General features: G+C 62.5%; 24 protein-coding genes. 15 read left to right on the top strand and 9 right to left on the bottom strand.

Translation table 11 applies throughout. From position 1 onward, the window contains the following. Window positions 1-69: 69 nt before the first annotated feature. Window positions 70-1467 carry a MocR-like ectoine utilization transcription factor EhuR gene (ehuR, locus tag NCS03_RS18415; RefSeq protein WP_175979465.1) on the bottom strand — a complete coding sequence of 466 codons (1398 nt, stop codon included), beginning with the start codon at window positions 1465-1467 and terminating at the stop codon, window positions 70-72. A 226-nt stretch (window positions 1468-1693) separates the two neighbouring features. Between ehuR and ehuB the strand changes: the two genes are divergently transcribed. The 4 genes from ehuB to ehuA are packed head-to-tail and all read left to right on the top strand — an operon-like array spanning window position 1694 to window position 4806. Then, window positions 1694-2548 (top strand): ectoine/hydroxyectoine ABC transporter substrate-binding protein EhuB, encoded by an 855-nt coding sequence (ehuB, locus tag NCS03_RS18420; protein ID WP_175979466.1) that lies wholly within the window; start codon window positions 1694-1696, stop codon window positions 2546-2548. Window positions 2549-2597: 49 nt separating this feature from the next. After that, window positions 2598-3290 (top strand): ectoine/hydroxyectoine ABC transporter permease subunit EhuC, encoded by a 693-nt coding sequence (gene ehuC, locus NCS03_RS18425; RefSeq protein WP_008353030.1) that lies wholly within the window; start codon window positions 2598-2600, stop codon window positions 3288-3290. A 5-nt stretch (window positions 3291-3295) separates the two neighbouring features. Continuing rightward, window positions 3296-3955 (top strand): ectoine/hydroxyectoine ABC transporter permease subunit EhuD, encoded by a 660-nt coding sequence (gene ehuD, locus NCS03_RS18430; RefSeq protein WP_200889187.1) that lies wholly within the window; start codon window positions 3296-3298, stop codon window positions 3953-3955. Next, complete coding sequence (gene ehuA, locus NCS03_RS18435; RefSeq protein WP_502801526.1) at window positions 3952-4806, top strand: ectoine/hydroxyectoine ABC transporter ATP-binding protein EhuA; 855 nt, start codon at window positions 3952-3954, stop codon at window positions 4804-4806. The genes ehuD and ehuA overlap by 4 nt, the downstream gene beginning before the upstream one ends. Window positions 4807-4835: 29 nt before the next feature. On the opposite strand, the gene NCS03_RS18440 is transcribed toward ehuA, so the two are convergent. Then, on the bottom strand, window positions 4836-6242 hold the full coding sequence (locus tag NCS03_RS18440) for a cytochrome c peroxidase (protein WP_250529543.1): 1407 nt from the start codon (window positions 6240-6242) through the stop codon (window positions 4836-4838). 201 nt (window positions 6243-6443) lie between these two features. Here NCS03_RS18440 and NCS03_RS18445 point away from each other — a divergent pair, with 201 nt between their 5' ends. Genes NCS03_RS18445 through NCS03_RS18455 form a run of 3 tightly spaced genes read left to right on the top strand, consistent with a single transcriptional unit; the run spans window position 6444 to window position 9031 of the window. Beyond that, complete coding sequence (locus NCS03_RS18445; protein ID WP_250435957.1) at window positions 6444-8006, top strand: FAD-dependent oxidoreductase; 1563 nt, start codon at window positions 6444-6446, stop codon at window positions 8004-8006. Between the two features lie 10 nt (window positions 8007-8016). After that, window positions 8017-8634, top strand: a complete 618-nt coding sequence (locus NCS03_RS18450; RefSeq protein ID WP_250456855.1) for a UdgX family uracil-DNA binding protein — start codon at window positions 8017-8019, stop codon at window positions 8632-8634. A gap of 16 nt (window positions 8635-8650) precedes the next feature. Next, window positions 8651-9031: a DUF3175 domain-containing protein gene (locus NCS03_RS18455; protein ID WP_008353024.1), complete on the top strand. Its 381-nt coding sequence runs from the start codon at window positions 8651-8653 to the stop codon at window positions 9029-9031. A 66-nt stretch (window positions 9032-9097) separates the two neighbouring features. Here the strand turns inward: NCS03_RS18455 and NCS03_RS18460 are convergent, their stop codons facing one another. Continuing rightward, complete coding sequence (locus NCS03_RS18460) at window positions 9098-9259, bottom strand: hypothetical protein (RefSeq protein WP_167561849.1); 162 nt, start codon at window positions 9257-9259, stop codon at window positions 9098-9100. 177 nt (window positions 9260-9436) lie between these two features. On the opposite strand from NCS03_RS18460, the gene NCS03_RS18465 reads away from it, so the two are divergent. Genes NCS03_RS18465 through NCS03_RS18475 form a run of 3 tightly spaced genes read left to right on the top strand, consistent with a single transcriptional unit; the run spans window position 9437 to window position 11414 of the window. Further along, complete coding sequence (locus tag NCS03_RS18465) at window positions 9437-9604, top strand: hypothetical protein (RefSeq protein WP_175979471.1); 168 nt, start codon at window positions 9437-9439, stop codon at window positions 9602-9604. Between the two features lie 22 nt (window positions 9605-9626). Continuing rightward, a complete protein-coding gene (locus tag NCS03_RS18470; protein WP_008353020.1) occupies window positions 9627-10946 on the top strand; it encodes a PQQ-dependent sugar dehydrogenase in 1320 nt (439 codons plus the stop codon). Beyond that, window positions 10947-11414, top strand: a complete 468-nt coding sequence (locus NCS03_RS18475) for a hypothetical protein (RefSeq protein ID WP_175979473.1) — start codon at window positions 10947-10949, stop codon at window positions 11412-11414. Between the two features lie 27 nt (window positions 11415-11441). Here NCS03_RS18475 and NCS03_RS18480 read toward each other — a convergent pair whose 3' ends face one another. Both NCS03_RS18480 and NCS03_RS18485 read right to left on the bottom strand, forming a co-directional pair. Further along, entirely contained in the window at window positions 11442-13637 is a 2196-nt protein-coding gene (locus NCS03_RS18480; RefSeq protein ID WP_250529544.1) for a hybrid sensor histidine kinase/response regulator family protein, read from the bottom strand. Between the two features lie 197 nt (window positions 13638-13834). Next, window positions 13835-15037 carry an ammonium transporter gene (locus tag NCS03_RS18485; protein WP_250529545.1) on the bottom strand — a complete coding sequence of 401 codons (1203 nt, stop codon included), beginning with the start codon at window positions 15035-15037 and terminating at the stop codon, window positions 13835-13837. Between the two features lie 313 nt (window positions 15038-15350). Between NCS03_RS18485 and NCS03_RS18490 the strand changes: the two genes are divergently transcribed. Together NCS03_RS18490 and NCS03_RS18495 are read left to right on the top strand one after the other, a co-directional pair. Beyond that, the gene (locus NCS03_RS18490) at window positions 15351-16145 is read left to right on the top strand and encodes a crotonase/enoyl-CoA hydratase family protein (protein WP_250529546.1); all 795 of its coding nucleotides are present in this window, start codon (window positions 15351-15353) and stop codon (window positions 16143-16145) included. A 13-nt stretch (window positions 16146-16158) separates the two neighbouring features. Continuing rightward, complete coding sequence (locus tag NCS03_RS18495; protein ID WP_034471932.1) at window positions 16159-16809, top strand: phosphoribosyltransferase; 651 nt, start codon at window positions 16159-16161, stop codon at window positions 16807-16809. Here the strand turns inward: NCS03_RS18495 and mdeB are convergent. After that, on the bottom strand, window positions 16806-19514 hold the full coding sequence (gene mdeB, locus NCS03_RS18500; protein WP_250529547.1) for an alpha-ketoglutarate dehydrogenase: 2709 nt from the start codon (window positions 19512-19514) through the stop codon (window positions 16806-16808). The genes NCS03_RS18495 and mdeB overlap by 4 nt on opposite strands. Window positions 19515-19653: 139 nt before the next feature. Here mdeB and NCS03_RS18505 point away from each other — a divergent pair, with 139 nt between their 5' ends. From NCS03_RS18505 to NCS03_RS18515, 3 genes are all read left to right on the top strand, one after another. Next, window positions 19654-20184 carry an Lrp/AsnC family transcriptional regulator gene (locus NCS03_RS18505; protein ID WP_250529548.1) on the top strand — a complete coding sequence of 177 codons (531 nt, stop codon included), beginning with the start codon at window positions 19654-19656 and terminating at the stop codon, window positions 20182-20184. 158 nt (window positions 20185-20342) lie between these two features. Beyond that, complete coding sequence (locus NCS03_RS18510) at window positions 20343-21155, top strand: mechanosensitive ion channel family protein (RefSeq protein WP_250529549.1); 813 nt, start codon at window positions 20343-20345, stop codon at window positions 21153-21155. Window positions 21156-21237: 82 nt separating this feature from the next. Then, window positions 21238-21402, top strand: a complete 165-nt coding sequence (locus NCS03_RS18515) for an FmdB family zinc ribbon protein (protein WP_008353004.1) — start codon at window positions 21238-21240, stop codon at window positions 21400-21402. Between the two features lie 3 nt (window positions 21403-21405). Here the strand turns inward: NCS03_RS18515 and NCS03_RS18520 are convergent, their stop codons facing one another. The 3 genes from NCS03_RS18520 to NCS03_RS18530 form a co-directional block, all read right to left on the bottom strand. Next, window positions 21406-22308, bottom strand: a complete 903-nt coding sequence (locus tag NCS03_RS18520) for a LysR family transcriptional regulator (protein ID WP_008353003.1) — start codon at window positions 22306-22308, stop codon at window positions 21406-21408. Window positions 22309-22507: 199 nt separating this feature from the next. Further along, entirely contained in the window at window positions 22508-23272 is a 765-nt protein-coding gene (locus NCS03_RS18525; protein ID WP_008353002.1) for a ParA family protein, read from the bottom strand. Window positions 23273-23504: 232 nt separating this feature from the next. Beyond that, entirely contained in the window at window positions 23505-24014 is a 510-nt protein-coding gene (locus NCS03_RS18530) for a DUF1269 domain-containing protein (RefSeq protein WP_250529550.1), read from the bottom strand. Window positions 24015-24185: the final 171 nt, after the last annotated feature.

A 24185-nucleotide genomic window follows, 5' to 3' on the forward strand; every position in this document is an offset into this window, starting at 1 on the left:
TTGCGTTTGAGCTAACCATGCAACTCAGTCTAATGTCCTAAAAAATCGTTTTCGATTGTCCTAGTTCATTTAGTTGAAGTCATGCACATGCGGGTACTGACCGAAGACTTCGCGCATCGTTTCGACCGCGCTGCGAAACGTGCTTTCGCCGACTTCCGCGCCCACGCATAGCCGCACCGCATTGGGCCGGTCCGCGCCGCGCACGAGAAACGGATCCGGCGACGTCACGGCGATATTGCGATTGCGCAATTCACGCGTGATGCGCTCCGCTTCCCATTCGTCGGGCACACGCAGCCATACCGAAAGCGCGTTCGGATGACTGCCGAGCACGTATTCGCCGAGCACTTCGCGCACGACGCCCTGGCGTGCCGCGAGCCGCTCGCGCTGAATCTCCACGAGACGTTGCGCGGTGCCATCCGTGATCCAGCGCGCGGTGACCTCCGCGATGGGCGACGTCGCCATCCAGCAACTGACGCGCAGCACGCTTTCCGCACGCAACGCAAGACGCCGCGGCACCGTCATGAAGCCCGTGCGCAAGCCGCTCAATACGGACTTGGTCATGCTCGTGCAGTAGAAAGCGAGTTCCGGAATGAGGCTCGCGATAGGCGTCTGCGTTTTCGCGGGCAACGCGCCATAGACATCGTCCTCGATCACATAGACGCCATAGCGTTCCGCGATGCGCGCAATCGCGCGGCGGCGCGAGTCGGGCATCATCGCGACCGTGGGATTGTTGAGCGTCGGCGTGCAGACGAGCGCGCTCACGCGTTCGCTGTCGCAGACTTCCTCGAAGTGCTCAGGGCGAATGCCGTGCTCGTCGATCTCAAGACCTTTGAGCGTAAACCCCAACACGTTCGCCGATCCGATTACGCCGTGATCGGTGAGGCTTTCGCACAGCACCGTATCGCCCGGCCCGACGATGCTCGCCAGCGCAAGGAAGATGCTATGCGCGACGCCGTTGGTGACGAGCAGCGTCTCGACCTTCGCGGGCATGTTGAGCGAAGCGAGCCATTCCACGCCCGCCTGTCGATGACTGTCGAAGCCCGCAATCGGCCGGAACGCGCGTATCCACGGCTGATCGTCGATGGTCGAAAGCGTCGCGCAGACCTTGCGCCACATCGCGTCATGCTCGGGCGTATGGACGATGCGCGCGATCGAGAAATCGACGACCGAGCGCTCGGCGGTGTCGAGCATGTAATTGGACATCGTTTCGGTCACGCGCGCGCTGACGAAGCTCCCGCGTCCGACCTCGCATCGAATCAGCCCTTGCCGTTCGAGTTCCTTGTAGGCATTGGTGACGGTCTGCACGCTGATCGCGAGATCGGCGGCGACTTCGCGTTGCGGCGGCAACCGTGCGCCCGATGCTAGCGCGCCGCTTTCTATATCGGCGGCCATCGCCTTGACGAGCCGCTTGTACTTCGACTGCACGCCCTGCACGGTACGCACGGCGTCGCGCCATCTTTCATTCACTTGCTGTTCCTCGCATGCCTGGTTCCATGCGCAATAGTGGCCCAAAAGCGCGCGCGAAAATAATTGTCCTAGAGCAATCGGAACAAATATATGGCTTTGTATTCTGCGTCGGTGGCTATGCGGCGAGTGACTCCAAAGCCCCTTGGAGTAAGGGTTTTCCTCGGTCTCTCACATGCAGCGCCGCCCCACTCGACCACGCTTGAAGAACCATTACTACGGGAACGATATGAACACGAAGCGACTGTCTGGAATGCTGGCGGCGGCGTGCGTCGCGGCAGCGAGTCTTGCCGCCTATGCCACGAGCGCGAACGCGGAAACCACGTTGCAGCGCATCCAGCGCACCGGCGAGGTGCGTATCGGCTATGCGAACGAAACGCCCTTCGCCTACACGACGCCCGATGGCACCGTAACCGGCGAATCGCCCGAGATCGCGAAGAAGGTGTTCGCCAAGCTCGGCGTGAAGAAGGTCGATGCGGTGCTGACCGAATGGGGCGCATTGATTCCGGGCCTCAAAGCCGGCCGCTTCGACGTGATTGCAGCGGGCATGTACATCACGCCCGAGCGTTGCAAGCAAGTGGCGTTCGCCGATCCGCAATATCAGATTCCCGACACGCTGCTGACGATGAAGGGCAATCCGAAGAACCTGCACAGCTATGCCGATGTCGCGAAGCAGCCGGACACGAAGCTTGCTGTGATGGCAGGTACCGCGGAACTCGGTTATGCGCGCGCGGCGGGCATCAAGGACGACCAGATTCTTCAGGTTCCGGACACGACCGCGCAATTGCAGGCCGTGCGCGCGCGTCGCGCCGACGCGGCTGTCGGCACCGCATTGACGATGAAGGGCCTCGCCGAAAAAGGCGGCTCGTCGGTCGAGGCGATCAAGCAGTTCAACGACGATCCGAAGCACACAGGCTATGGCGCGCTCGCGTTCCGACCCGAAGACACGGATCTGCGCGACGCCGTCAACAAGGAGCTGCATCAGTGGCTCGGCACCGACGATCATCTGAAGACGGTCGCGCCCTTCGGCTTCGACAAGTCCAACGTGACAGCGAAGAAAGCGCCGGAACTGTGCGCCGGTTGAGCATCGATGCATCGCGACGCGCAGCTTCATCTACTAGCGAGGAACCGTCATGAGTGACCTCCGTGAGCTTCTGCCCTTGATGATGAAGGGCACACTCGTCACGATCCAGATCGCCTTCATCAGCATCCTGCTTGCGATCGTCATGGCGGGCGTCGCGACGGCGTTGCGCGCCGCGCCATACCGTGTCGTGCGATGGATCGGCAACGTGTATGTCGAAGTGTTTCGCGGCACTTCGCTGCTCGTGCAGTTGTTCTGGCTCTTCTTCGTGCTGCCGCTGCCGCCGTTCAACGTGCAACTGACGCCCTTCACGGTCGCCATCGTCGGGCTCGGGTTGCACTACGGCGCGTATGGCTCCGAGATTCTGCGCGGCGCGCTGCGTTCGGTGCCCGGCGGACAGTACGAAGCGGCGCTCGCGCTGAACATGCCGGCCACGGCGCGGCTGCGTCGCATCGTGCTTCCGCAGGCGATGATCAACGCGCTGCCGCCCGCGACGAATCTGATGATCGAACTGTTGAAGGGCACATCGCTCGTCTCGCTGATCACGCTGTCGGATCTCACGTTCCGCGCGCGCCAGCTCGACGAAGCGACCTTCAAGACAGCGGAAATCTTCGGGCTCACGCTGCTCATCTACTTCGTGCTCGCGCAGGTGATCGTCGCCGTGATGCGCGTGTTCGAGCGGCGCGTGAGCAGTCATGTCGCGATCCGTCGCGCGAGCCGCACCTTACCGGGGGCCGCATCATGACGTCGCTGGGTCAACTCTTCGATGTGAAATACGCGCTGCAGATCCTGCCGGAACTCGCGCGCGCGGCGACTTATACGATCGGCATCACGCTCGTCGGGTTCGCCATCGCGCTCGTGCTCGGCCTCGTTCTCGCCATCATGCGGCGCAGCGATTTCGCGCCGCTCGCGAAGACGACTGCGTTCTTCATCGAGTTCATACGCAGCACGCCGCTGTTGATTCAGGTGTACGTGCTCTTCTATGTCGCGCCGCTTTACGGCTTTACGATGTCGGCGTTGACGGCGGGCACGCTCGGCATCGCGGTCCATTACGCATGCTATGTGTCCGAGGTGTATCGCGCGGGACTCAACGGCGTTGCTCGCGGACAATGGGAAGCATCGTGCGCGCTGTCGCTCAGGCCGTGGCGCACCTATACCGGCGTGATTCTGCCGCAAGCGATCCGCCCGGTGATTCCCGCGCTCGGCAACTACCTTGTTGCGATGTTCAAGGACACGCCGGTGCTCTCCGCGATCACCGTCGTCGAACTGATGCAGCAGGCGAAGAACATCGGCTCCGAGACCTTTCGCTATCTCGAACCGATTACGATGACCGGAATCTTCTTTCTCATCATCAGCGTGACGTTCGCTTCGGGCGTGCGTCATATCGAACGGCGCGTGAGGCTGCCATGACCGCGACTCAATACCAGGAGCAGCAGATGAAACGGGATTTCGACCCCGAGCTCGGCCGCGCAGCCGATGCCAGCGCGAACACGCCGATGGTGCGCTTTCGCAACGTCACCAAACGCTACGGCGCGCTGACCGTGCTCGACGGCCTCGATCTCGATGTCGCGCCGAACGAGAAGGTGGCGATCATCGGGCCGAGCGGCTCGGGCAAGTCCACGCTATTGCGCGTACTGATGACGCTCGATCCGCTGACCGATGGCGTCATCGAAGTGGACGGGCAGCCGCTCACGCACGAAATGCGCGGCGGCAAGCTCGTGCCCGCATCGCCGCGGCATGTTCGTCAGGTTCGCAGCAAGATCGGCATGGTGTTTCAGAGCTTCAATCTCTTTCCACACATGACCGCGCTCGCGAATACGATCGAAGCGCCAATGAGCGTGCTCGGATTGTCGAAGAAGGAAGCGACCGAGCGCGCGCGCGAACTGCTGTCGCTCGTCGGCCTCGCGGAGAAGTGCGAGCATTACCCGTCGCAATTGTCGGGGGGACAGCAGCAGCGCGTCGCGATTGCGCGAGCGCTCGCCATGCGGCCGAAGATCATGCTGTTCGACGAAGTGACATCCGCGCTCGATCCCGAACTATGCGGCGAAGTGCTCAACGTGATTCGCCGTCTCGGCGAAGAACACAACCTGACGATGCTGATGGTCACGCACCAGATGGGCTTCGCGAAAGAGTTCGCCGATCGCGTGTGTTTCTTCTCGCAAGGCAAGATCATCGAACAGGCGCCGCCGCAGCAGTTCTTCAGCGCACCGCAGCATGAGCGCACGCGGCAGTTCCTGCGTGCGGTGACCGAGGCGCTTTGATTCGTTGCTGCGCGCGGCGCGGGTGCGGCTTACTGCGTGCTCGCCGCCAGCGGCGTATAGGTTCCCGTGAGTGCCTTAAGGAACGCGACGATCGACTCGACATCCGCTTCCGATAGCTTCGTTCCCACTTCGTACTTCGCCATGTCGCGAACCGCCTGATGCAGGTCGTTCACGTTGCCGTCGTGGAAATACGGCGCGGTCAGCGCGACGTTGCGCAGTCCCGGCACCTTGAAGCGATGCAGATCGCCCGGATCGCGTGTCACGTTCGCTCGGCCTTTGTCCGCATCCGTCAATGCAACGCCGCGCGCCGCGAAGTAATCGCCGGCAAGTCCCATCCGTTCATACGACTGGCCGCCGAGATTCGCGCCGACGTGACAGGTCGCGCAACGGTTCGCCTTGAATAGCTGATAGCCGCGCAATTCCTGCTCGTTGAGTGCGGTCTTGTCGCCGCGAAGATAAGCGTCGAAACGGCTCGGCGTCAGCAAGGTCTTTTCGAATTCGGCGATGGCGTCCGTGATGTCGTCGCCCGACCAGCCGCGTTCATACACACTCGTGAAGGCGCGCGTGAACTCCGCATCCTTGTTCAGCTTCCCGATGATCTGATCCCACGAAACCGAAGCCATCTCGACCGGATTCAGCGGCGGCCCGCCCGCCTGATCCTGCAGCGTCGCGGCACGTCCGTCCCAGAACTGCGCGTGATTCAGCGCCGCGTTGAATACGGTCGGCGCGTTCACGCCGCCGAGTTGACCGCCCACGCCGAGCGATAGCTTGCGGTTGTCGACGCCACCGGTTCCGAGGCCATGACAGCTCGCACACGAGATCGAATTGTCAGACGACAGGCGCGGATCATGGAACAGGCGCATGCCGAGCGCGACCTTGCGCGCATCGACGGTCAGCGATGCCGGCAAGGGCTGCACCGGCTCGTTCGCGAATTCGTCGCTTACGCCGTGCGTCGCATAGTTCGCTTTGCGGACATCGGCGATCCATTCGAGCAGCATATCGCGATCATCCTGCGTCAGGCCCGTGCTCCAGTGCACGGCGCGGAACGCAGCGGGCGGCATCGTGCCGTCTTTCACGACTGTTTCGAGCTTGGCGATATCGGCTTCAGGCGCGGGCGTGCCGTCTTCGAGAGCGTTGTACAGCGCGTCGATACGGAAATGACGCAGCCCTTTCTCGACGTCATGCTTCGATAACTGCGCGATGCCAGGCCATGTCGAATACGACGGCAATTCGGCCTTCGTCGAATGGCAGTAATAGCATGCGTTGCGGTTCAGCACGTTGCGAATGGAACCCGCTTGCGCCGACGACACCGGCCCTTCTGCGGCCTTGCTCGCATACGCCGTGTCGTGCAGATACGCATAACCCGACATGCCCAGATATCCTGCAATGACGACCCCCGCGACCGCTAACAACGACTTCTTCAACATGTTTGACATCGACTGGCTCTAGCTTTCGAATTAGTTGGCTAGCGATGCTAACGAACGCGGCCGGAATCGTGGTTGAGAGCCGTCAACGTTCTTTCCCGGACAACTTGTCGCGCCTGATGCGTGGCGTCGAATGCCGTGCGCCATGGCGTCGCATGAGCGTCGAGGACCGTTTATTGCTTCCCGCTCATTCGATGACCACCGGAGAGTGCGATGCCCCCCACCCTGCATAAAGTCGCGCGTTTCGCGGATCTGTCCGCCGGGCGCGGCACGCGCGTGTGCGTCAAGAGCGAAGACAAGGACGCGAAGGACATTCCGATCCTCCTCGTGCGCGACGGAGAGAATGTGCGCGCGTACACCGCCAAATGCCCGCATGCGGGCGGGCCGCTCGACGAAGGCGCGATTTGCAACGGACGCATCGTGTGTCCGTGGCACAAAGGCACGTTCGATGTCGGCGACGGCAGTCTCGTCGAGCCGCCGCCTTTGAAGGCGTTGACGCGCTATGAAGCGATGCTCAAGGACGGCGATGTGTATGTGTCCGCGCAACCCATGGAGAGCGGCGACGTATCGCAGAAACAGACTAACGATAGCCGGACCATGCTCATCGTGGGCGCGGGCGCGGCGGGCGCGGCCGCTTGTTCGGCGTTGCGCGAAGCCGGTTTCGGCGGACGCATCGTGTTGGTCGGCGGCGACGCGCGCGAGCCGTACGATCGCACCTCGCTCAGCAAGTTCACGCTCGCGGGCGACATGCCACCCGACGACGTTCCGCCCCTGCTCGACGACGATTTCTTCGCGAAGCACGACATCGAACGCAACGAATCGCCTGCCGTTCATCTCGACGCGAAGAACCGGCGCGTCGAACTCGCAAACGGACACAAAATCGATTACGACGCCGCGCTCGTCTGCACCGGCGGCGTGCCGAAGCCGCTCACGACGCCCGGCGCAAACCTCGCGCATGTACATCTGCTGCGCACTCGCGACGATGCGCGTGCGATCCTCGGATCGCTCGAACAGCACAAGCGCGCGGTGATCGTCGGTGCGAGTTTCATCGGGCTCGAGGCGGCTTCATGTCTGAGGAAGCGAAACGTCGACGTGACCATCGTCGCGCCGGGCAAGGTGCCGTTCGCGAAGCAGTTCGGCGAGCGCATCGGCGAGATGTTCAGAAAGCTGCACGAGAAGAACGGCGTGACGTTTCATATGAATGCACGCGTAAGCACATTGAGGGGCGGCAACGCGGTAAGCGAAGTGATCCTCGATTCCGGCGAGAAGATCGCAGCCGATGTCGTGCTCGCGGGCACGGGCGTCGATCCCGCCACGTCGTTTCTTGCGGACGTCGAGCTCGCGGACGATGGCGGCATCGATGTGGACACGTCCATGCTCGCCGCGCCCGCGCTCTATGCCGCCGGCGATATCGCGCGCTTTCCGTTGCCGCGCTCGGACCAGCGCGTGCGCATCGAGCATTGGCGTGTCGCGCAGCAACATGCGCGCGTCGCCGCGTACAACATGGCGGGCAGCGCACGCACGTATGTCGGCGTTCCTTACTTCTGGACCTATCACTACGAGAAGACCTTCGACTATCTTGGACATGTCAGCGAGCCCGACAGCATCGAAATAGACGGCGATCTCGAAGCGCAGCATTTCATCGCGTATCTGATGAAGGATGGACGCGTGGGCGCGGTGGTCGCGTGCGAACACGACGCCGCCGTGTGCCGTCTCGCCGAAGCGATGCGCGAGCCGCTCACGCTCGAAGACGCACGTCGCATCGCCAACGCCTGAGCGCGCGAACATGGCCACGAAACGCGCCGATATCGACCCGCAACAGACGCCCGCATCGCTCGACGAATGCCGGCGTTGCGCGCTCTGGGAACACGCGACGCAAGCGGTGCCGGGCAACGGTCCGCGTCATGCGCCGATCATGATCGTCGGCGAGCAGCCGGGCGATCAGGAAGACTTGCAGGGCAAGCCGTTCGTCGGGCCTGCCGGCGCGATGCTCGATCGCGCGCTCGAAGAAGCGGGCGTCGCGCGCAAGGAGGTGTATGTAACGAACGCGGTCAAGCACTTCAAGTGGGAACCGCGCGGCAAGCGGCGTCTGCACAAGACGCCTGCGCAGCGCGAGATCGATGCCTGCCATTACTGGCTCGATCGCGAGACAGGCGATGTTGCGCCGCAAGTGATCGTCGCGCTCGGCTCGACTGCGCTCAAGTCCGTGTTGCGCGATTCGAAGGCGACTCTGCAGGCCTCGATGGGGCACGCGCTCGAACACGAGGGACATGCGATCGTCGCGACCTATCATCCTTCGTTCGCGTTGCGCGCGCCCGATCCGGAGACACGCGAGCGTGCATACAAGGCAATCGTCGAAGCGTTGCGCGATGCACATCGGCTCGTCGCGCGTCATCGGAAATAGCGTTGAGGGAATGACTATGACAACGAGCGCAAAGACAGCAGCGAAAAAGAAGAATAGCGGCAAGCGGCCCAGCACGCGCCAGCGGCATTCGCTTGCGAGCGTCCGCAAGAAGCCGGAGCGCACGACGCATCGCTGGTCGCATCATGTGATGGAAACGAGCGATGCAATGGATATTCAGCGCGACATCTTCAAGACCGGCAACGCGCAGGAGATCGCCGATTCGCTCAAGCGCTCGTCGACGCGCAGCACCCGCCGCAAGGGCTCGCCGTTTCAGTCGGCAATGTCGATGCTGAACTTCTACATCAATCGCGCGGGGCGCAATCTGCCGAAGTCGCGCAAGAGCACGCTGGAACGCGCGAAAAAACGCTTGCGCGAAGCGTTCGGACGCAAGCCCTGAAACGTCCGCGCGGCCTCGTCGGAACGAGGCCGCGCGCGTTGCGTGGCTACCGCTTCTCCATGAAGATCAGGGTTGCCGCTGACCGCCCTGATGCTGTGGCAACGGCTGATTCTGCTGCTGCTGACCGCTCTGCTGATCCTGTTGCGGTTGCCCCGGCGACCGGTCTTGCTGGCCGTGCTGCTTGGGCGTCGATGGCTGATTGCCCGTTTGCTTTTGATTTCCGCTCATGAAGCCCTCCTGGCTAAGTCATCGCGTAGGTTAAAAGCCGCGGCTTGCGCCGCACGATAGTGCGAGCATCGCGCGTACCAGAACGGACGTCCGCATGATGCGGGCGCTTCGCAACGTCACGAGGAACGTCTCTTGCTTCCGCTAAAAGACGATGCGACCCGCTCAAAGGAGACAGCAATGGCGCAAGAACCTCCTCTCAATCCCGGCGATGAAGCCGAGCCCGGCGCGCCCGGTACCGGCGAAGACATCTGTCCGGACTGCAACGGCTCGGGCAAGCTCGAAGGCGCCGACTGCAAGACGTGCGGCGGAACGGGCAAGGTGACGCAAGGCATCGGCGGCGGTTGAATCGACGTTTCAGGAGTCACGTTTGAAAACGCATCCGAGCCATCTGGCAGGCACGGTCGCGCTCGCGTTGTTGCTCGCGAGCGGCGCGGCCATCGCCGACGATTACGCGAACGACTTTGGCCCGAACCCGACGCTGCCCGCACCGCGCAGAGCGATGATGCCGACGGTGAACATCGCGCCTGCCAAACCTTGGGCGCAGGGACAAAAACCCATCGCGCCCGAGGGTTTCGATGTGACCGCGTTCGGCACTGGGCTCGAACATCCGCGCTGGCTCGCGACGCTGCCCAATGGCGACGTGCTCGTCGCCGAAAGCAATGCGCCCGCGAAGCACGACGAAAACGCCGGCATCAAAGGCTTCGTCATGAAGAAGGTGATGAAGCGCGCGGGCGCGGCCGTTCCAAGCCCGGACCGCATCATGCTGCTGCGCGATGCCGATGGCGACGGAATCGCTGAAACGCGCAGCGTGTTCATCGACAAGCTGCATTCGCCGTTCGGCATGGCGCTCGTCGGCGACGATCTCTACGTCGCGGATACCGACGCGATCCTGCGCTTCAAGTACGAAAACGGCACGACGCAAATCACGACGCCGGGCGAGAAGTTCATCGACTTGCCTGCCGGCGATATCAACCATCACTGGACGAAGAACATCATCGCGAGCCGCGACGGAAGGAAGCTCTACGTGACGGTCGGCTCGAACAGCAATGTGGCGGAGAACGGCATCGACGCGGAGAACGGCCGCGCGGCGATCATGGAAGTCGATATCGAATCGAAGCAGTCGCGCCTCTTCGCGACGGGCTTGCGCAATCCGAACGGCATGGCGTGGCAGCCGCAGAGCGGCGCGCTCTGGACCGTGGTCAACGAGCGCGACGAACTCGGCAACGACCTCGTGCCGGACTATCTGACCTCCGTGAAAGACGGCGCTTTCTATGGCTGGCCATACAGCTATTACGGTCAGCATGTCGATGATCGCGTGAAGCCGCAACGCGCGGATCTCGTGCAATCGGCGATCGCGCCGGACTATGCGATCGGCGCGCACACCGCTTCGCTCGGTCTCGCGTTTTATGACGGCACCGCATTTGCGCAACGCTATCGAAATGGCGCGTTCATCGGTCAACATGGTTCGTGGAATCGCAAGCCGAGAAGTGGCTACAAGGTGATCTTCGTGCCCTTCGACAATGGCAAGCCTTCAGGACCGCCCGAAGATATTCTGACGGGCTTTCTGTCGTCGGATGGTCATGCGCTCGGCCGTCCTGTCGGCGTGGCGATCGATGGCAAAGGCGCATTGCTCGTCGCCGACGATATCGGCAATACGGTGTGGCGGGTCGCGCCCGCCGCGAAATAAATGGCCGCGCGAAAGTCGGCACGCGGCGCGCCGGGTCTCTTCGCGCTCGCGGAAAAGCAGATCGTCGGGCTTTACGATGCGGGCGTGATGTCGCCTGCGGTGCTGCATCACGTCGTCGCGGCTTACGCGAATAGCAGCATCGACTGGAACGAAGATGGCACGCTGCAAACCGTCGATGGCCATACGGTGCACGAAGCCGTCGTGCTCGTGATGATGCCGGGACGTGCGTTGAAGAACGCACGCAAGGACTTCATCTCCGTGGTCGAGCATCTCGCGGGCGGCGCGCGCGAGATGCAACAGGACGAAGCGCAAGCCGAGGACGACGAAGATCTCCTGACTCAACTGGGCGGCGACCCATCGCCGCCGCGCGCGAAGGCGCGCGCCGCGAAGAAGAACACGGAAGAAGAAGCCGAGCCGAAGCGCGCGGCGTTCAATCCGCTCGTCGGCGCGCGTGCCGTGCGCAAGTAGCGGCATCACGGCACGCGCCTGTCGCGATCAATGCGGCACGCCCGGCGCGATGAGATCGAGCAGATCGTCCATGTCGAATGGCTTCGCGAGAATGGGCACGCCGAGATGCTTCGCGCGTTCGAGTTCATCGGCATAACCCGTCATCAGCACGAGCTTCTGCGATGGCAAACGCGACATGATCTGCTCGGCCAGATCGATGCCGTTCATGCGGCCCGGCATCTGCACATCCGACAACACGAGATCGAATCCATAACCTTCGCCCAATAGCGCGAACGCGGCATCGGCGCTTTCTTCGTGATGCACCGCGCAGCCGAGCACTTCGAGCACCGCCGTCACGCCCGCCGCGACATCCGCGTTGTCTTCCACGAGCAGCACCGACGTGCCGCGCAACGGCTCGTCTTCTTCATCGGATACGGGCACGATCGGCGGCGTCTCGACATCGGGCGGCACATAGGCCTTCGATTCCTTCGGTGCCGGACCATGATGGCGCGGCAAATAGAGGCGCACGGTCGTGCCCGATCCCGCCACGCTCGTGATGCGCGCCGTGCCGCCCGCCTGCTCGCACGCGGCGAGCACCTGCGTGAGGCCGAGGCCCGTGCCCGCGCCGCGCTGCTTCGTCGTGAAGAGCGGCTCGAACGCGCGGCGCTGCACTTGCTCGGTCATGCCTTCGCCGTTGTCGGTGATCGAGACGAGCACGTATTCGCCATCGGGAATATCCGTTTCCGCGCCGCGCACGCGCGCGTTCTGGCAACGGATCAGCACGCGCCCGCCGTGCGGCATCGCATCGCTCGCATTCACCGCGACGTTCACGAGCGCGATCTCCAGTTCGACCCGATCGGCCATGACGCGCCACAGATCGGGCGATAACTCCAGCGTCACCGCGACGGACGGATGCACCGATTTCTTCACGAGATCGAGCACGCTTCGCAGCCAGTCGGCGGGATCGACGAGCTCGCGTTTCAGCGGCTGCTTGCGCGCGACGCTCATCAGCCGCCGCGCGAGCGATTCGGCCCCGGCCGTGGCACGTTCCACCGCGAGCACTTCGCTTTCGACGTCGTTGAAGCGCTTGTGTCGGGCAAGCTCCATGTTCGAGCCGACGACCATCAGCAGATTGTTGAAGTCGTGCGCGACGTTCGCGACGAGATTGCCGAGCGCGCCCATGCGCCGCAATTGCCGGCTTGACGCCTCGACGGAAAGGCGTGTCGCGACTTCGGCCTGCCAGCGTTCCCATGCGGCCTGCTCCGCATTGAGCCGGCGGATCGAGAACAGGATCAGCAGCCACACCGCGATGCACGGCACGAGCGCCATCGTCGCGACGAGCGCAAGGTGATTGCGCCAGCGAGCGAGAACAGCGGAGGCCGCATAGCCCGTCGACACATAGAGCGGATAGTCGCCCACGCGTCTGAACGCGAGCAAGCGATCGACGTGATCGACGGTCGAACGAAGACGCATGCTGCCGTAAAGCTCGTTGTTGCGAAACGCGGCGGTAAAGGGTGTATTGGTCGCGGGTTGCCTGCTCTCCATGGCGCCCGGAAAGCGCGCGAGGATATTGCCGTCGCGCCGATAAAGCCCGATGACGACCGCCTTGTCGCCCGCCGCGAGTTCGCGATAAAAATCGGTGAGGTAGTCGCGCTTCAACGCAATCGACACGACGCCCAGAAACTTCCCGTTTCGGCCGATGCGTCCCATCGTCGTCGTGAAGACATCCGAGCGCGCCACCTTGCCGCGCAAGGGCAACGAAAAGTACGTGACGGGCGCCACCGCACGCGCGGACTGGAAATCGTCGCGATCCTCGATCGATATCGCGGGCGCGGGATACCACCGGCTATTGGCGAGCAGCGCGCCTTTCTCGCCGAACACGGAGATCGCCGCGATTTGCGCGAGCGTGCCGCTCATGTCGTCGAGCGTGCGATGCAGCTCCGCTTCGCGGCTCTTGATGAGCGCGTCGTCGCTATCGCCGAGCAGATCGACGATGCGCGTCTCCAGTTGCTGATTGAGGTCGATCACTTTCAGCGCGTGCTCGTCGGCGACGCGCGTGAGGCGTTCCGTGAGTTCCCGCGCATCGGCGAAGCGGCGCTGATGATCGTAGTAGCCGTAGATGCAAAGGCACGCGACCGGAATGACGATGGATGCGCCCAATACGAGCAGCAGCACCTTGCGCATCGATGCGAAATGGCGGGCAGGCAGCGGCAGATCGAATGTCGCGGTCTCTGTGGAGTCCAAGCGTTGCGTCTCCGAGGAAGTCGACCGGCATATCGTAACCGGCGAGGAGTCGGAGCGGTATGAAGAATGAAGAAAACGCCGGCATTCTCTTTAAACGCGGCGAGCGCATCGGTCGCCGGCGGCCTTTCTTCTCATTTAGCCAGGCGCATGCCTGGCCACTCGTCGCAGGGCTTGTGAACCCGGCGCGAGCGTCGGCTTCAGCCGACCATTTCGCGATCGGGCGTCGCGGATATGCGATGAATCGCGAGATCGGCGCCATTGAACTCTTCTTCGCGATCGAGCCGCAGGCCCACTGTCATCTTGATGGCGCCATACACGAGCGCACCGCCCGCGAGCGCGAGCACGACGGCGCCCGCCGTGCCGATGAGCTGCGACCCGATCGATACACCGCCGATGCCGCCGAACGCCTTCTGCCCGAACACGCCCGCCGCGATGCCACCCCACGCGCCGCACATGCCGTGCAGCGGCCACACGCCGAGCACGTCGTCGATGCGCCAGCGGTTCTGCACGCAGGTGAACATCTGTACGAAAAGCACGCCCGCGACCGCGCCGACGATCAACGCGCCGAGCGGATGCATCAGGTCCGAGCCCGCGCATACCGCGACGAGACCCGCGAGCGGCCCGTTATACGTGAAGCCCGGATCGTTGCGGCCCGCGAACCATGCGGCGAGCGTGCCGCCGACCATCGCCATCAGCGAGTTGACGGCGACGAGGCCGCTGATCTTGTCGACGGTCTGCGCGCTCATCACATTGAAGCCGAACCAGCCGACCGCAAGCACCCACGCGCCGAGCGCGAGAAACGGAATGCTCGACGGCGGATGCGCGGCGATGCGCCCGTCCTTGTGATAACGCCCGTGACGCGGCCCGAGCAGCAGCACGGCGGGCAACGCGACCCAGCCGCCGAACGCATGCACGACGACCGAGCCGGCGAAATCATGAAACGGCGCGCCGAACGTGTGCGTGAGCCACGCCTGAATGCCGAAACGCTCGTTCCACGCGACGCCTTCCAGTAAGGGATAAATGAAGCCGACGATCACGCAGGTCGCGAACAGTTGCGGATTGAACTTGGAGCGCTCCGCAATGCCGCCCGACACGATCGCCGGAATCGCCGCGGCGAAGGTCAGCAGAAAGAAGAAGCGCACGAGCGCATAGCCGTTGTGCTGCGCGAGGATATCGGCGCTGTGCATGAACTGCACGCCGTACGCGATGTTGTAGCCGATGAAGAAGTACGCAAGCGTCGACACGGCGAAGTCCACGAGGATCTTCACGAGCGCATTCACTTGATTCTCGCGGCGGACGGTTCCGAGTTCGAGAAAGGCGAAACCTGCGTGCATCGCAAGCACCATCGCGGCGCCTAACAGCAGAAAAAGAGTGTCGGTTCCGGATTGGAGTGCCTGCATGATTCGAGCGATTGGTCTAGAAGAGGCGCACGTTTTGCAAGTTCCGGGCCAACTTGGCGCAGACGGCATCCAAACGGTGCAGACGCTTTGCGCAGCGCGGATTGGCATGGTGCAACGGGCCGTGACGCTAACTTTTTCGGTGCGCCCGATCTTGGTGCAGTGCCCCGTTGCATGGCATTGAATGCACCGCGCAAGAGCCAAATATTTCGATGCGAAGGGACGCCGTAGGCTTATCGCAAGCACGCGATGCGATGCACGTTCGCGTTGCGCGGCGAGTATTCTGAAGACTGGTCGCGTGCAAAACGGAGTGGCCATGACCTCACGCATCGAACGATTTGGCGAGCACGTACGCATGGAATCGCATGAGCGCGATCCGCGTGTCGTCACGGTCGTGCTCGATCGGCCCGCGCGTCGCAATGCCGTCGATCGTTCCATGGCCGACGCATTGCGAGAGGCGTTCGAGCGCTTCGATGCCGACGATGCGTTATCCGTCGCCGTGCTATGGGGCGCGGGCGGCACGTTCTGCGCGGGCGCTGATCTGTCCGCACTCAACGATGACGCGCGCCGCAACGAGATCCATGCCGACGGCAGCGGCCCCGGCCCGATGGGACCGACGCGGCTCACGCTGCACAAACCCGTGATCGCCGCCATCGCCGGTCATGCGGTCGCGGGCGGACTCGAGCTTGCCGCGTGGTGCGATCTGCGCGTCGTCGAGGAACACGCGGTGCTGGGCGTGTTCTGCAGACGCGTCGGCGTGCCGCTCATCGATGGCGGCACGATACGGCTGCCGCGTCTCATCGGCATGTCGCGCGCGCTCGATCTGATCCTCACTGGCCGCGCCGTCGATGCTGACGAAGCGCTCGCTATCGGCCTTGCGAATCGCATTGCGCCGGCGGGCGAAGCGCGCAATGTCGCCGAAGCGCTCGCATGCGAACTGGCCGCGCTGCCGCAGGCCGCGTTGCGCGCCGACTTATGCTCCGCGCACGACAACGCGTTCGATGCCGACTTGGGCCGCGCCTTGCAGCGCGAAGGCGCGAGCGGATATCGCGCGGTGTGCGATGAAGGTCTCGAAGGCGCGACGCGTTTCATCGCAAGACATCGGGACTGAAAGGACGAGCGACATGAACTCAGTGTTCGAGAACCGTAGGGAAGCGGGCCGCGAGCTCGCGCAGCATCTCGGCGCGTATGCGGACCGTGACGACGTCACCGTGCTCGCATTGCCGCGCGGTGGCGTGCCCGTGGCATACGAAGTCGCACGTGCATTGCGCGCACGGCTCGATGTGCTCGTCGTGCGCAAGCTCGGCGTGCCGGTGCAGCCGGAACTCGCGATGGGCGCGATCGCATCCGGCGATGCGTTCTTTCTCGACGAGCGCATCGTGGAATATGCAGGCGTCGGGAAAGACGAACTCGATCGCGTGATCGCGATGGAGCGCGCCGAGCTCGAGCGGCGCGAGGCGCTGTATCGCGGCGACATGCCGCCGCTCGATATGAACGGACGCGTGGCGATCGTCGTCGATGACGGCATGGCGACCGGCGCAACGATGAAGGCCGCGGCGATGTCCTTGCGTCATGCGCGCCCGTCGAAGATCGTCGCGGCGCTGCCCGTTGCGCCGCTCGATTCGGAAGCGCGCGTGGAAGATATCGTCGATGAATTCGTCTGCGTGATGCGGCCGCATCGATACTTCGGCGTCGGGCAGTTCTACATCGACTTCGATCAGACGAGCGACGACGAAGTGCGCGAGTTGCTCGATGCGGCCCGCAAGGATGTTTAGCGCAGCCAGGGCGCGTCGTGCGATTCCTGCGTCTTGCCGTATTTTTCACGCGCGGCCTTCAACGACTGCTTCTCGATGACGCCTTCGTCCACGAGCGATTTCAGCGCGGCGATGACGATCGATACGCGATCCACTTCGAAGAACTCACGCAACGATTGACGCGTATCGCTGCGGCCGAAGCCATCGGTGCCGAGCGTGACGTAACGGCGCGGCACATACGCGCGAATCAGTTCGGGCACCGCGCGCACATAGTCCGTCGCCGCGATCACCGGCCCGCGCGATGATTCGAGCGCGCGCGTGACGAAGGGCACGCTCGCATCGTCGTCGGAGAGGCGCGCCGCGCGCTCGCATGACGCGCCATCGCGATGAAGCTCCGTGAAGCTCGTCACGCTCCACACGGCGGCGTCGATGTTCCAGTCGTCTTTGAGCATCGTGCGCGCGGCGATCGCTTCGTTGAGGATCGCGCCCGAGCCGAGCAATTGCACTTGCGCATTGGCATCGCCGCCGATGCGATAGATGCCGCGCAAAATGCCTTCGCGCGTGGACGCATTCAGCGCACTGCCGGGCGCGGAAGGCTGCGCGTAGTTTTCATTCGTCACCGTGATGTAATAGAACACGTCGTTCTGGCGTTCCATCATCTCCTGCATGCCTTCATCGACGATAGCCGCGACTTCGTACGCGAACGCGGGATCGTAAGCGCGGCAGTTCGGAACCGTCGATGCAGAGAGATGGCTCGTGCCGTCCTGATGCTGCAAGCCTTCGCCGCCGAGCGTCGTGCGTCCCGCCGTCGCGCCGATGAGAAAACCACGCGAACGCTGATCCGCGGCCGCGAAAATCAGATCGCCGATGCGCTGAAAACCGAACATCGAGTAATAGATGTAGAACGGCAGCATCGGCAGATCGTGCACGCTGTATGAAGTCGCCGCCGCGATCCACGACGACACTGCGCCCGCCTCCGAAATGCCTTCTTCGAGAATCTGCCCGCGCGTGTCCTCGCGGTAATAGAGCATCGAGCCCATGTCTTCCGGCTCGTATAACTGGCCGAGCGGCGAATAGATGCCCACTTGCCTGAAGAGATTCGCCATGCCGAACGTGCGCGCCTCGTCCGCGACCACAGGGACGACGCGCGGTCCGAGCGTCTTGTCCTTCAGCAAGCTGCCGAGCATGCGGACGAAAGCCATCGTCGTGGACATTTCCTTCGCTGATGCGTCGAGCGCGAACTGGCCCCACGTAGCGAGCGCGGGCGGCGTGATGCCAAGCGAAGCCTTCGCGCGCCGTCGCGGCAGATAACCGCCCAACGCCGCACGACGCTCGTGCAGATAGCGCATTTCGGGCGCGTCATCCGCGGGCTTGTAGAGCTTGAGCTGCTCGACATCGTTATCGGAGAGCGGCAGGCGGAAACGATCGCGGAACTGCTTGAGATCGTCGAGATCGAGCTTCTTCTGTTGATGCGTCGTCATGCGGCCCTGCCCCACCGCGCCCATGCCGAAGCCCTTCATCGTCTTCGCGAGAATCACCGTCGGCTGGCCCTTGTGCGAAAGCGCCTTCGCATAAGCGGCGTGGAGCTTGCGCACGTCGTGACCGCCACGGCGCAAACGGTCGATATCTTCATCCGACATATGCGCGACGAGCGCCGCGAGTTCCGGATTCTGCCCGAAGAAGCGCTCGCGGTTATAGCGGCCGTCATTCGCCGAGAAAGTCTGGAATTGGCCGTCGACGGTATGCGCAAATGCGCGCAGCAATGCATTGGAGCGATCGCGCGCGAACAGCGCGTCCCAGTCCGAGCCCCACAAGACCTTGATGACGTTCCAGCCCGCGCCGGTGAATTGCGCTTCGAGTTCATCGACGATGCGCCCGTTGCTGCGCACAGGGCCATCGAGCCGCTGCAGATTGCAGTTGATGACGAACACGAGGTTATCGAGCTGCTCGCGCGCTGCGAGCGACAGCGCGCCGATCGATTCCGGCTCGTCCATTTCGCCATCGCCGAAGAAGCCCCAGACCTTGCGGCCTTCCGTGTTCTTGAGATTGCGGTTCTGCAAATAGCGCATGAAGCGCGCTTGATAAATGGAATTGATAGGACCGATGCCCATCGACCCAGTGGGGAACTGCCAGAAATCCGGCATCAGCCAGGGATGCGGATAAGAGCACAAGCCCGGTCCCGCGATCTCGCGCCGATAATGCTTCAGATGTTCTTCGCCGAGAAAGCCTTCGAGAAAGGCGCGCGCATAGACGCCCGGCGACGAATGCGGCTGAAAGTAGACGATATCGCCGCCATGCGTTTCATTCGCGGCTTCAAAGAAGTGATTGAAGCCGACCTCGAAAAGATCCGCCGCCGATGCATAACTTGCGATATGGCCGCCGAGTTCGCCATAAGCCCGATTCGCGCGCACGACCATCGCGAGTGCATTCCAGCGCAACACCGCGGCGAGCTTTTCCTCGATGTCGAGATTGCCGGGATAAGGCTGTTGCTGCGCCACGGGAATCGTATTCGCATAAGGCGTCGCGCGCGCCCGCGCCGATTCGACGCCCACCGACAGCGCGTGCTCCGCGAGCCGGTCGAAAAGATACTGCGCGCGATCCTTGCCTACGTGTTCGACGACCGCATCGAGCGCCTCCAGCCATTCGGCGGTCTCGCCGGGATCGATGTCCTCGCGTCCCTTGGCAATGGAAAGAAGCTGGGTGGTACCGCTCGACAAGTCCGTCATGGCGCGACTCCGCGTTGGCTAGAGAATACGCTCAAGCATATCCATTGATGCGCAGAATGTGCGTCTCATTTGGCTGCCTTTTCGCTTTGCTGTAGTGTGTTTATTCTTCGGAAACGCCAAAAACCGGAATCTTTCGACTATGACAGCACATTCGAAGCAGCGCCTCGACCGCATCGACATCGCCATATTGAATGAGCTACAGCAAAACGCGCGCATCACCAATTCGGAACTCGCCCGCGCCGTCAATCTTTCGCCGACGCCCTGCTTCAACCGCGTGCGCGCGCTGGAGAAGGCGGGCCTTTTCAAGCAGCACGTCACCTTGCTGAATCCGGAAGCGCTCGGGCTTTCCATCAACGTCTTCATTCAGGTCAGTCTGGAAAAGCAGATCAAGGATGCGCTTGCGCGTTTCGAGCAAGCGATCAGCGAGCGGCCCGAAGTGATGGAGTGTTATCTGATGACGGGCGATGCCGATTACCTGTTGCGCGTCGTATTGCCCGACGTCGCCGCGCTGGAGCGCTTCATCCTGGAACGGCTCACGAAGATGCCAGGCGTTTCCAACATTCGTTCGAGCTTTGCGCTCAAACAGGTGCGCTATAAAACCGCGCTGCCGTTGCCCGCGTCGGGATTGACCCTGCCCGATCAGAATGCCGACGAGGCAGAATGGACCTGATGGATAGTGCAACGAGCGGTCGATCCTTCCGACAGCACTAAACATTCCTGTAATTCTTGCGATGACGCGGTGCATCGCCTATAACTCGTGTGGCCTGTGCGGCATGTTTTCCCGGCTTGACGTGTTCTCCGACGAATTACCACGCACGCGAGAAAGACATGAACATCGAAACCGTACGTGTATTCATCATGACGCGCGGCGTCGATTTCGCGATCATGGTGATCGGCGCGATCGCGCTGTGGATCATCGGGCGCTGGCTGATCGGTCTCGTCACGAGCACGATGCGCAAGCTTCTTTCGCGCAACGGCCGCGTCGATCCGACGCTCGCGCATTATCTCGGCTCCATCGTCGGCGTCATTCTCAATCTGCTGCTCGTACTCGCGATTCTGCAGATTTTTGGCGTGCAGACGACGTCTTTCGCGGCGTTGCTCGCGGGTCTCGGTCTCGCTATCGGCACGGCATGGGGCGGGCTGCTCGCGCACTTCGCGGCAGGCGTGTTCATGCAGGTGTTGCGGCCCTTCAAAGTGGGCGATTTCGTGACCGCGGGCGGCGTGACCGGCACCGTCACTGAGCTTGGTCTTTTCGGCACGACCATCACGACGCCCGACAACGTCGCGGCCATCATCGGCAACAACAAGATCTTCTCCGACACGATCTGGAATTTCAGCTTGCTGCCGCATCGGCGCGTCGAACTGAGCGCGAAGATCGCGAATGGCGTCGATCCGCTCGATGCCATCGCGCGTCTGAAGGAAGCCGTCGCGAAGATACCGAACGTGGCGACCACGCCGCCGCCCGATGTCGAAGTGCTGTCGTTCACGCCGGAAGGACCGCTTCTGTGCGTGCGGCCTTACACCAATACCAGCGACTATTGGCAGGTCTATTTCGACACCAATCGCGCGATCATCGAAACGTTCAGGCAAGCCGGCTATCCGACGCCGGAAACGCCGCTCGTGCGCCGCGTCGTCAACTGATTTTCACGCGCGAATGCTGAACTAGAATGAGTGGAACCGGCGTGCCTTGCGCCGGATCACCGGTCGCGCGCGGGAGGATGCCATGCCGACTTATCAATACCGTTGTCAGGATTGCGGCGAGACCTTCGAGCACGCGGAGCACATCGTCGAGCATGCAACGGTGCAACTCAAATGCCCGAAGTGCGGCAGCGAGAAAGTCGCGCACGCACCGGCGCCGTTCGTCGCGAAGACCACGAAGAAAAGCTGAACTTCAAGCCGCGCGAAACCGCACTTCGTGCGACGGCAGGCCGCCCAGACGTTGCGCGACGTGATCGATGAACGCGCGCAAGCGCGGCGCTTCGTGACGGCTCGGCGGCCATAGAATCTGAAACACGCCTTCCGTACGCATGTGTGCGCCGAGCACCGCGCGCAGCATGCCGCCGTCCATCGCGCTCTTCGCGACGAAATCCGGCACGCACGCGAGCCCCAATCCGGAGATGCAGGCTGCGAGCACGGCTTCCATGTCGTTGAACGTGAGCGTCGCGTGCGGATCGATTGCGAACGTGTGATCGTCACGCGCGAAACGCCAGGGCTCGGGACGGCCGCTCGCCGGAGAACGGAAGCGGATGCACGCATGGCCATCGAGATCGCCGGGCGTCGCGGGCTCGCCATGACCCGCGAAGTATGCGGGCGAGCCAATCACGACCGGACCGTATTGCGTGAGCGGGCGCGCGAGCAATTGCGAATCGGCGAGACGCCCTGTGCGGATCACCGCGTCATACCCTTCCTGCGTGACATCGACTACGCGATCGCTGAATTCGATATCCAGTTCGATGTCCGGATAGCGCCGCCTGAAGTCCGGCACGAGCGGCATCAATAGCCGCGTGCCGAGCGACGGCGCGCTGATGCGCAGGCGTCCGCGCGGCGACGACGTCGAATGGAACAGCTCGTTCTCTGCTTCTTCGAGATCGGCGAGCATGCGTTTGCAGCGCGCGAAGAAACGTGCGCCTTCGTGCGTGAGGCCGATCCTGCGCGTCGTGCGATTGAGCAGTTGCACGCCGAGCTTCGCTTCGAGCCGCATCACGCTCTTGCCTACTGCCGAAGCCGACAATCCGAGCGCGCGCCCTGCCGCGACGAAGCTGCCCGACTCGGCGGCGCGCACGAACGCGACCATGCCGGAAAGACTTTCTGTCGATGGAGGCGCCCCGGACGAAGTCGCCGTGAGAGACCCGTGCGAAGCCTGCGATGGAACGGTGGTCATATTCATGTTCTGGCGAAAAAGAAGGCGCGACGGATTGCGCCTGTCTTCTGCAAGAACGTGCGTGATGCCGATTTATTCCCGACTTACCCGCGCTCTCGTGTAGTGCGGCGCGTCAGCCGTTCAGTTCCTCGTGCAGCGCGACGTATTCCTGCGCGAGCTTGTGACGCGGTTCGAGATAGATCATCGGCCGCGCGTGCTGATGGCTCTCGCGGATTTTCACGGAGAGCGACAGATGCGAATTGAGCACAGGCAAATCTTCGCCGCGTAGTTCGTCGACGAGTTGCTGGGGCAGGCTTGCGCGCGGCTGGAACTGATTGATGACGATGCCTTCGACGCTCAGATCCGGATTGTGATCGTGGCGGATCTCCTGCACGTTATCGAGCACCGAATAGAGCGCGCGGCGCGAGAAGTCGTCGCAATCGAATGGAATCAGACAGCGCTCCACGGCGATCAATGCGGAGCGCGTGAAGAAGTTGAGCGCGGGCGGCGTGTCGATATAGACGGCGTCGTAGTGTTGCAGTCCCTTCAATGCGTCGCGCAGCTTATAGATCTTGTAGCGCGATTCGAGCTTGCTTTGCAGCGCTTCGAGATTCGGATGCGACGGCACGATGTCGAGATTCTCGAATGGCGTTGCATGAATGAAGGACTCGAACGCCGGTTCGCGAAAGCTATAGCTCAATGCGGATTCGAAGAAGCTTGCGAGATTCGGCTGTGCATCGCGGGCTTGTTCGCCTAGCAGGTACTGGCTTGCATTGCCCTGCGGATCGAGGTCGATGACGAGTGTGCGCAGGCCCCGGGAAGCGCTGATCGCGGCGAGATTGCAGACGATGGTGGACTTGCCTACGCCACCCTTTTGATTGAAGACCACACGGCGCATCGGGTTTTTCTTCCTGGGTTTGTGAACGCTCGTTTCTTTGTGCGTTCTGGCTGGGGTTGAGCGGTTCCAGGGATGTGATCTTATCGCATCAATATGGTTGCGGTTTTTGGCTTTGGGTTTTTGTTCGTTTGTTCGGGAGGTGTCGCTGGATCCCGTATTCGTGTCGGTCTATTGGCACTGCCCCTGTGCTAATAGACCACTAATAAAACGGGATCCGGCGAAAGCGAAAAAATCAAGGAAAAGCCGGAATCGTAGGATCGGCCCCTTCGACATCGGCCTCCGGATGATGACTCTTCACCAGCGCCTCGATCTCCTCGACACGATCCTTCGGCACATCGACCATCATCAGCAATTCGCCATCGTCGATAGCCTGCTCGAACCGCCGCAAGCGCGTATTGGGAATGCCCACGCCGATCATCGTCGCGGCCCATGCGCCGAAGCCCATGCTCGCGAGCGTCATGCAAACGACCGCGCCGCCGGCAATCGTCAAACCCGCAGGCGGAAATGCCATCGCAACAAGTCCGGCGAGCGCGCCCGTCACGCCTCCTGCAGCCGTTCCGCGAGCAAGCGCAGGCAAGAGATCGGTGCGTTGAACGAGTGTCGCTCGAGGCAAATCCTCCAGCGGTTCATGAGGCCGCGCAAGCACATGGATATGCCGCCATTCGAGTCGCTTCAGCAGCAATTCGTCGATGATCCCCTTCGCGCTCGCCACACTCGGCAGCAGAAAATAGATGCGCCTCATCTCGCACCTCCATATCGGAGCGTCATGAATCCAATATAGACGACGCGCACAGGAACGCTTTTCAACACGCACGAGGCAAGTCACCGTGCTTGGGTATCACCATGCAGGCAGCGCACGCTTATGCGAGTATCTCCGGATTCGTTCGAACGATTCGCATTCGGAAAAGGAGCA

The sequence above is a fragment of the Caballeronia sp. ATUFL_F1_KS4A genome (assembly GCF_023630905.1).
Taxonomy (GTDB): domain Bacteria; phylum Pseudomonadota; class Gammaproteobacteria; order Burkholderiales; family Burkholderiaceae; genus Caballeronia; species Caballeronia zhejiangensis.

What these genes read in the sequence shown, in the direction of transcription:
- NCS03_RS18510 (WP_250529549.1), top strand. Translation starts at nt 20,343, where the DNA reads ATGAACATCGAAACCGTACGTGTATTCATCATGACGCGCGGCGTCGAT.
- NCS03_RS18520 (WP_008353003.1), bottom strand. Translation starts at nt 22,308, where the DNA reads ATGGTCGCGTTCGTGCGCGCCGCCGAGTCGGGCAGCTTCGTCGCGGCA.
- ehuA (WP_502801526.1), top strand. Translation starts at nt 3,952, where the DNA reads ATGACCGCGACTCAATACCAGGAGCAGCAGATGAAACGGGATTTCGAC.
- mdeB (WP_250529547.1), bottom strand. Translation starts at nt 19,514, where the DNA reads ATGACGGACTTGTCGAGCGGTACCACCCAGCTTCTTTCCATTGCCAAG.
- NCS03_RS18440 (WP_250529543.1), bottom strand. Translation starts at nt 6,242, where the DNA reads ATGTCAAACATGTTGAAGAAGTCGTTGTTAGCGGTCGCGGGGGTCGTC.
- NCS03_RS18465 (WP_175979471.1), top strand. Translation starts at nt 9,437, where the DNA reads ATGGCGCAAGAACCTCCTCTCAATCCCGGCGATGAAGCCGAGCCCGGC.
- NCS03_RS18450 (WP_250456855.1), top strand. Translation starts at nt 8,017, where the DNA reads ATGGCCACGAAACGCGCCGATATCGACCCGCAACAGACGCCCGCATCG.
- NCS03_RS18485 (WP_250529545.1), bottom strand. Translation starts at nt 15,037, where the DNA reads ATGCAGGCACTCCAATCCGGAACCGACACTCTTTTTCTGCTGTTAGGC.
- NCS03_RS18490 (WP_250529546.1), top strand. Translation starts at nt 15,351, where the DNA reads ATGACCTCACGCATCGAACGATTTGGCGAGCACGTACGCATGGAATCG.
- NCS03_RS18530 (WP_250529550.1), bottom strand. Translation starts at nt 24,014, where the DNA reads ATGAGGCGCATCTATTTTCTGCTGCCGAGTGTGGCGAGCGCGAAGGGG.
- NCS03_RS18525 (WP_008353002.1), bottom strand. Translation starts at nt 23,272, where the DNA reads ATGCGCCGTGTGGTCTTCAATCAAAAGGGTGGCGTAGGCAAGTCCACC.
- NCS03_RS18455 (WP_008353024.1), top strand. Translation starts at nt 8,651, where the DNA reads ATGACAACGAGCGCAAAGACAGCAGCGAAAAAGAAGAATAGCGGCAAG.
- NCS03_RS18515 (WP_008353004.1), top strand. Translation starts at nt 21,238, where the DNA reads ATGCCGACTTATCAATACCGTTGTCAGGATTGCGGCGAGACCTTCGAG.
- ehuB (WP_175979466.1), top strand. Translation starts at nt 1,694, where the DNA reads ATGAACACGAAGCGACTGTCTGGAATGCTGGCGGCGGCGTGCGTCGCG.
- NCS03_RS18460 (WP_167561849.1), bottom strand. Translation starts at nt 9,259, where the DNA reads ATGAGCGGAAATCAAAAGCAAACGGGCAATCAGCCATCGACGCCCAAG.
- NCS03_RS18475 (WP_175979473.1), top strand. Translation starts at nt 10,947, where the DNA reads ATGGCCGCGCGAAAGTCGGCACGCGGCGCGCCGGGTCTCTTCGCGCTC.
- NCS03_RS18505 (WP_250529548.1), top strand. Translation starts at nt 19,654, where the DNA reads ATGACAGCACATTCGAAGCAGCGCCTCGACCGCATCGACATCGCCATA.
- ehuC (WP_008353030.1), top strand. Translation starts at nt 2,598, where the DNA reads ATGAGTGACCTCCGTGAGCTTCTGCCCTTGATGATGAAGGGCACACTC.
- NCS03_RS18495 (WP_034471932.1), top strand. Translation starts at nt 16,159, where the DNA reads ATGAACTCAGTGTTCGAGAACCGTAGGGAAGCGGGCCGCGAGCTCGCG.
- NCS03_RS18445 (WP_250435957.1), top strand. Translation starts at nt 6,444, where the DNA reads ATGCCCCCCACCCTGCATAAAGTCGCGCGTTTCGCGGATCTGTCCGCC.